The following is a 494-nucleotide window of genomic DNA, read 5'->3' on the forward strand; positions in this document are numbered from 1 at the left end:
CCGGCCCGGCGCGGACGGTCGGTGCGGGGCCAGGGCCGTTCCTCCGTCAGCAGGCGCACCTGCCCGGCGTCCCAGTCGACCTTCGTCGACGGCCGGTCCACGTGCAGGGTCCTCGGCAGCACCCCGTTGCGCATCGCCATGACCATCTTGATCACACCGGCGACTCCGGCGGCGGCCTGGGTGTGACCGATGTTGGACTTCACCGACCCCAGCCACAGCGGGGCGTCAGAGGGGCGCTCCTGGCCGTAGGTGGCCAGCAGCGCCTGCGCCTCGATCGGGTCGCCCAGCGTCGTGCCCGTACCGTGCGCCTCCACCACGTCCACGTCCGCCGCCGACAACCGGGCCGACGCCAGCGCCTGCCGGATCACCCGCTGCTGCGACGGACCGTTCGGCGCGGTCAGGCCGTTGGAGGCGCCGTCCTGGTTCACGGCGGAGCCACGGACGACCGCCAGCACCTCGTGGCCGTTGCGCCGCGCGTCCGACAGCCGCTCCAG

General features: G+C 74.1%; 1 pseudogene. It reads right to left on the reverse strand.

Annotated elements, in window-relative coordinates:
- A pseudogene (locus tag C3492_RS43890) lies at positions 1-494 on the reverse strand (polyketide synthase); the annotation flags it as partial.

It is taken from the genome of Streptomyces sp. Ru62, assembly GCF_002920615.1.
Taxonomy (GTDB): domain Bacteria; phylum Actinomycetota; class Actinomycetes; order Streptomycetales; family Streptomycetaceae; genus Streptomyces.